Below are 6,374 nucleotides of genomic sequence, written 5' to 3'. Positions count from 1 at the left end.
AACACGCACTTTCCGTTCGCGGACCTCAATAACCTTGAAGTGGCGGACATGCTGTCCAGATTCTTCCGTGAGAAGGGGCTCGATACTCGATATGACACGCGCGAGCTGACCGACGTGAATTTTTGGACGGACCCTGAGCAAGCGCGGTGACCATACGTTTGCTCTAACTGGCTGACACTTTGCGAACAACGCTGCGCGTTGCCGGCGCGCATGCGCCACTACTTTATCCATTGGCAAACCGCGTCGTAACCTTCACTTCGTCCTGCAAAGTGCGATGCACCAACGGGCACTTGTCCGCAATCTCCAGTAGTTTCTCGCGCTGCACCTCACTGAGATCACCATCGAGCGTGATCACACGCTCGATTTGATCGATACGGCCTTCGCTGGCCTCGCAATTGGCGCAGTCTTGCGCGTGAGTTTTAGTATGACGAAGGCGCACTTCGACGTGCTTGACCGCGAGCTGCTTGCGCTCGGCGACATGCGTATCGTCATGGCGGTGCACGAGCCGAGACTGGCCAGCAATAAATCATAAGGCGAAGGACCTCGGTCATCGCCGCCCAGCGCGCGCGGCTCGTCCGCATTCAGGGTATGGCGTCCGACGCGAATCCGTTGCGCGTACCGTCCGGTACTGGTTTCGGACACGATTACCGCGCCGCTCGTGTCGAACTCCGCCGGACTCTCGTGGCGTGCACGTGGATGAATGAATCGCGCTGCCCAGGCGGCTATCGTATCAGCGACGAATTCGGCGTCCGCGGCGCGCGTCAGTAAATGATCGGCGCCGTCTAGCACCAGAAAACTTTTGGGATACGCGGCAAGCGCGAAGATCCGTTCCGCGTGCGTAATGCCGACCACGTCGTCTTCGGGGCTATGGAACACCAGCAGAGTCTTGCCGAGATCGGCAATCGCCGCTTTCATGTCGAACTGTCCGATGTCATCGAGGAACTGCTTGCTGATCCGGAATAAACGCCCCGCGATATCCACCTCGGATTCGTGCTCGCGTTCGATGTCTTCGACGCGGTTTTCAAAATGATGAATAACATGCGACGGGTCGCTCGGCGCCGCGATGGTGGCAATCACACGCGCCTGCGGTATCCGCGTTGCGGCGGCGATGACCGCGGCGCCGCCCAGGCTGTGGCCGATCAGGATCTCAGGAGCGGAATACGACGCGTGCAGGAATGCGGCGGCGCATTCGATGTCCGTGATGTTCGTCGAAAAACTGGTCGCGGAAAAATCGCCCTCGCTATCGCCCAGGCCCGTAAAATCGAAGCGCAGCGCGGCCACACCGCGCCTCGCCAGCGCGCGGCTGACCCGCGTGGCGGCGATGTAGTCTTTCGAGCAGGTAAAACAGTGCGCGAACACGGCGTATGCGAGCGGCTCGTCTTCCGGGCATTCGAGACGGCCTGTCAGCCGGTGGCCCAGCGAGCCGAGGAAAGAAACGCGTTGGGTGTGAAATCGGGACACAGGAATTATTGCAGCGGATCGTTGCGCTGACAGCGCGTTGCTACGCTGGCGCGGCCGCTAAGGCCGCACACGTTTGCCTCTGACTCTAGAGCCGCGGCAGAATCTTGCGCAGAAAGAGCGCGGCGATGCGCCGATGGCCCAGATTATTGGGATGGAAACCGTCGAGATCGCTGGTCACGGCATCGCCGGGCGTGATGTCGCCGAATAGATTCACCACTGGCGCCCGAAACGCGGCTGCCTGGCGGTGAATGATGCGGTTGAACGCAGCCACGCGCCTGGGCGTCACTCTCGGGCTTGGGTCTTCGACGAAGCGCGGCAGCCTGTTTAGCTTCACCAGATTTGCGACGAGAATCGCCGCACTCGTATTCGCGCGTAGCTGCGACAGGATGGACCGCAAAGATGTCCGGAACTCCAGGGCCGTGACGCCCTGAATGATGTCGTTGGCGCCGGTCCACAAAGCGATCAGATCGGCATCCTGCTGACCAAGCAGGAACAGCTCGACGGCGTCCTCGATGTCAGGCGCGGTGGCGGCGGGTATACCGAGATTGTAGAGCGCCACCGGCTGCCCGCGAATGGCCAGAATATCCGCGATCTTGAACACGTAGCCCTCGGTTAACGGGATCGCGCCGATGCCCGTGGCATCGCTGGCGCCGAACGCCGCGTAATCGAGCGAGCCCGCATTGCCGTCACGGTTGGCCAGCGCCGTCCAGCCCGGCACCGGCGTCAGCGATATCAGCAATCCGAGTGCAAGTGCGTAGAACCGGTTCATCGATACATTCCTTTTCAGTTCATCCACAATTGGAACAAGCGCCGACCGTGGTCGCTTCAGCGCGGGACATATGAGTTTAACCCAGCCACGCCCGCGCGTTGCGGAACAGCCGCAGCCAGGGACTGTCTTCGCCCCAGCAATCCGGATGCCACGAATGCTGCACGGTGCGGAACACGCGCTCCGGGTGCGGCATCATGATTGTGAACCGGCCGTCGGCCGTCGTCAGACCGGCGATGCCGAGCGGCGAGCCGTTGGGATTGTGCGGATAACGTATCGTAGCCTGCGACTGGTGATCGACGTAGCGCAAGGTCACCAGGCCCGATGCAAGCACGGCGTGCGGATCCCGATCGTGAAAATCCGCGCGGCCCTCGCCGTGCGCGACCGCAATCGGCAGCACCGCACCGTGCATGCCGTCCAGCAATATTGAAGGCGAAGACGACACCTCGACCAGGCTCACGCGCGCCTCGAACTGCTCGGATTCATTGCACACGAAACGCGGCCAATGCGCACTGCCGGGAATGAGTTCGCCAAGTTTAGAAAACATCTGGCAGCCGTTGCACACACCTAGCCCGAAGGTGTCGTCGCGATCGAAAAATGTCTGGAACTGATCGCGCAGGCGCGCGTTGAACAGGATCGATCTGGCCCAGCCGCCGCCGGCACCCAGCACGTCGCCATAGGAAAATCCGCCGCCGGCCACGATGCCTTTGAAATCGTCCAGCGAAGCGCGACAGGCCAACAGGTCGGTCATGCGCACGTCCACCGCCGCGAAGCCTGCGCGGTCGAAGGCCGCCGCCATTTCTATTTGTCCGTTGATGCCTTGTTCACGCAGGATGGCGATGCGCGGACGTACGCCCGTTGCGATCAGCGGTGCGGCGATGTCTTCGTCGGCATCGAAAGTAACCCGTACCGCGCGTAGCGGATCCGCGTCGTCGATCAGGGCCTCGAATTCCTGCGCCGCGCAGTCCGGATAATCGCGCAACGCCTGCATGCGATAGCTGGTTTCCGCCCAGCGTTTATGCAGATCGGTTCTGCGTCGATGGATTAGCGTCTTGTCCCGCGCGCGGATCACGATTCGATCGTCTTGATTGATCGCGCCCAATACGTGACTGCAATCTCGCAAGCCTGCTTTGGTCAGTGCTCCAAGCACCCGCGCTGCATCCTTGCGCCGCAGCTGTACCACCGCGCCCAGTTCCTCGCTGAACAGCACGGCCATAGGATCGTCACCCAGGCGCCCGACGTCGATGTCGAAGCCCGCGCGACCCGCGAACGCCAACTCGCATAAGGTGACGAAAAGCCCGCCATCGGAACGATCGTGATACGCGAGCAGCAGATTCTCGCGATTCAGCGTCTGGATCGCGTCAAAGAAAGTTTTGAGCTTTTCCGGGTCGTCCACATCCGGCGCGCTATCGCCGACCTGCCCGAAAACCTGCGCCAGTGCTGAGCCACCTAGCCGATTCCTGCCCTGCCCCAGATCAATGAGCAGCAGTTCGGTTTCACCGCAGTCGGTGCGCAATTGCGGCGTCAAGGTGCGTCGCACATCGCTGACCGGCGCGAATGCCGAAACGATCAGCGACAGCGGCGCCATGACCTCGCGCTCTTGGCCATCCTGTCCCCACTGGGTTTTCATGGACAGCGAATCCTTGCCGACCGGGATGGCGATGCCCAGCGCCGGACACAGCTCCAGACCCACGGCGCGCACGGTGTCGAACAGCGCGGCGTCGTCGCCGTTGTGTCCCGCCGCGGCCATCCAGTTGGCGGACAGACGCACATCGGCTAGTCGCGCGATCGAGGCCGCCGCGATGTTAGTGATGGCCTCGCCGACCGCCATGCGTCCGGACGCCACAGGATCGACCAGCGCGACCGGCGCGCGTTCGCCCAAGGCCATTGCCTGGCCCGCATGACCGTAAAGATCGGCGCAGGTAACGCCCACGTCCGCCACTGGCACCTGCCACGGCCCGACCATCTGATCGCGCGCCACCAGCCCGCCGACGGTGCGGTCGCCGATGGTGATCAGAAAACTCTTGCTGGCGACCGCGGGCAGGCGCAACACGCGGTCCACGGCTTCGTCGTTGGAAATCCCGCGGGTATCGAAAGCGCGCTGAGGAACGGCCGCGCGTCGTACATTGCGGTGCATTCTTGGTGGGTTGCCGAGCAGCATTGCCAGCGGCAAGTCGATCGGCGCATTGCCGAAATGGCGATCCTCGACGATCAGTTGCGTGTCATCGGTGCTGTGGCCGACGACGGCATACGGGCACCGTTCGCGTTCGCACAAGCGCTCGAAATGCGCCAGGCGCGCCGCGTCTATTGCCAGCACATAACGCTCCTGTGCTTCGTTGCACCAGATTTCCAGTGGCGACATGCCGGGTTCGATGTTAGGGATCGCGCGCAGCTCGATACGCCCGCCGCGGCCCGCGTCTGCAAGCAGTTCCGGGATCGCGTTGGCGAGCCCGCCAGCGCCGACATCGTGAATCGACAGAATGGGATTATCGGCGCCCTGCGCCACGCAGCGGTCGATCACCTCCTGACAACGCCGTTGCATCTCCGGGTTGCCGCGCTGCACGGAGGCGAAATCCAGCGTTTCATCACTGACGCCGCTGGCCATGCTGGATGCCGCGCCGCCGCCCAGACCGATGAGCATCGCCGGCCCGCCCAGCACGACCACCGGCGCGCCACTCGGGACGGCGCGCTTGTCGATGTGCGCGCCACGGATATGGCCAATGCCGCCGGCCAGCATGATGGGTTTGTGATAGCCCCGCATCTCTGTGCCATCCGCGCCAGGAACCTGCTGTTCAAGCGTGCGGAAATACCCAGCGATGACTGGCCGTCCAAACTCGTTATTAAACGCCGCCGCGCCGAGCGGACCTTGCAGCATGATGTCCAGCGCCGAGGCGATGCGCGCCGGCTTGCCGCAATTGTGCTCCCAGGGCTGTTCGAACCCCGGAATACGCAGGTTCGAGACCGAAAAGCCGCACAGACCCGCCACCGGCTTGCCGCCGATGCCGGTGGCCGCACCGTCACGGATCTCGCCGCCCGCGCCGGTGGCCGCGCCCGGAAACGGCGAGATGGCGGTGGGATGATTGTGCGTCTCCACCTTCATGACGATATGCGCGTCTTCCTCGCATGCCGTATATATCCGCGTATCGGAGACGGGCCAGAAACGTCGTACGCGCGAACCTTCGATGACCGCCGCGTTATCGTGATAGGCGGATAACACGCCGTCCGGCGCGCACCGGTACGTGTTGCGGATCATGTCGAACAACGATGCGCCCTGCGGTTTGCCGTCGATGCTCCATCGAGCGTTGAATATCTTGTGCCGGCAGTGCTCGGAATTGGCCTGCGCGAACATCATGAGTTCCACGTCCGTGGGGGCACGCGCCATGGCGGCATAATGTGTCGCCAGATAGCCGATCTCGTCCTCGGACAAAGCCAGCCCCATATGGCGATTGGCCGCGGCCAGCGCGGCATTCGTGTCGGCGCCGAGTTCGATCGTCCGAAGGCGCGCTGGTTGTGCGTTGCTGAAAAGCTGAGCCGCCGCATCGACTTCGTGTATCACCGATTGTGTCATGCGATCGTGGATCAGGGCGGTCACGCCGGCGCGAACCGGCGCGTCCAGGTCATGCTCGCAAGCGACGCGATAGGCCACACCACGCTCGATGCGCGTGATGTCGATCAGTCCGCAGCTGTGCGCGATGTCGGTGGCCTTGCTCGCCCACGGCGAGATCGTTCCCGGTCGAGGGATGACCAGGAACAGCTGCCCCTCCGCTTCGGTGTCCACCTCAGGCGTCTCGATTAGCAACTTGTCGAGGATGGCCTGTTGGGAAAGGGTCAGCGGCTGTGTCGAAGCCACAAAATGCAGATGGCGGGCGCGAACATCCGTAATGCCGACATCGAGGCGCAGCAAGTCGTCCAGCAGCCGGCAACGGCGGAACTCGGAAAAGGCGCTGTTTCCGGGCAAAACAAGCATTGTTTGAACAGGCTGCGGCAAGGGAGCCAAAGAATAGCGAAATCTCGGTGTCATCGCATCACGCGCGGCCAAGCTGCATGACAGCGAACTTCGCGCCCTATAAGATGTCCATGAATCGACACAACTGGGGGCGACCTGGCTTCGACGTGGGTTGCAAAGCCGGAGGTGCATGCCGAGGAT

3 protein-coding genes and 1 pseudogene are annotated in these 6,374 nt (G+C 62.6%); 1 reads left to right on the top strand and 3 read right to left on the bottom strand.

The features are described from left to right. Positions 1 to 150 (top strand): hypothetical protein (locus H0V34_00790; GenBank protein MBA2490287.1); only part of this gene is annotated, 150 nt, incomplete at its 5' end. Positions 151 to 223: 73 nt separating this feature from the next. Here H0V34_00790 and H0V34_00785 read toward each other — a convergent pair. The 3 genes and pseudogenes from H0V34_00785 to purL form a co-directional block, all read right to left on the bottom strand. Further along, positions 224 to 1,461: pseudogene (locus H0V34_00785) on the bottom strand (OsmC family protein). Between the two features lie 85 nt (positions 1,462 to 1,546). Further along, positions 1,547 to 2,230 (bottom strand): SGNH/GDSL hydrolase family protein, encoded by a 684-nt coding sequence (locus tag H0V34_00780; protein ID MBA2490286.1) that lies wholly within the window; start codon positions 2,228 to 2,230, stop codon positions 1,547 to 1,549. Between the two features lie 76 nt (positions 2,231 to 2,306). Then, positions 2,307 to 6,194 carry a phosphoribosylformylglycinamidine synthase gene (gene purL, locus H0V34_00775; protein MBA2490285.1) on the bottom strand — a complete coding sequence of 1,296 codons (3,888 nt, stop codon included), beginning with the start codon at positions 6,192 to 6,194 and terminating at the stop codon, positions 2,307 to 2,309. Between the last annotated feature and the right edge of the window lie 180 nt (positions 6,195 to 6,374).

The sequence above is a fragment of the Gammaproteobacteria bacterium genome, assembly GCA_013696315.1.
Lineage (GTDB): Bacteria > Pseudomonadota > Gammaproteobacteria > JACCYU01 > JACCYU01 > JACCYU01.
The sequence above is the reverse complement of the archived record's forward strand: the minus strand, read 5'-3'. Positions and strand labels throughout refer to the sequence as shown.

What these genes read in the sequence shown, in the direction of transcription:
- H0V34_00780 (MBA2490286.1), bottom strand. Translation starts at nt 2,230, where the DNA reads ATGAACCGGTTCTACGCACTTGCACTCGGATTGCTGATATCGCTGACG.
- purL (MBA2490285.1), bottom strand. Translation starts at nt 6,194, where the DNA reads ATGCTTGTTTTGCCCGGAAACAGCGCCTTTTCCGAGTTCCGCCGTTGC.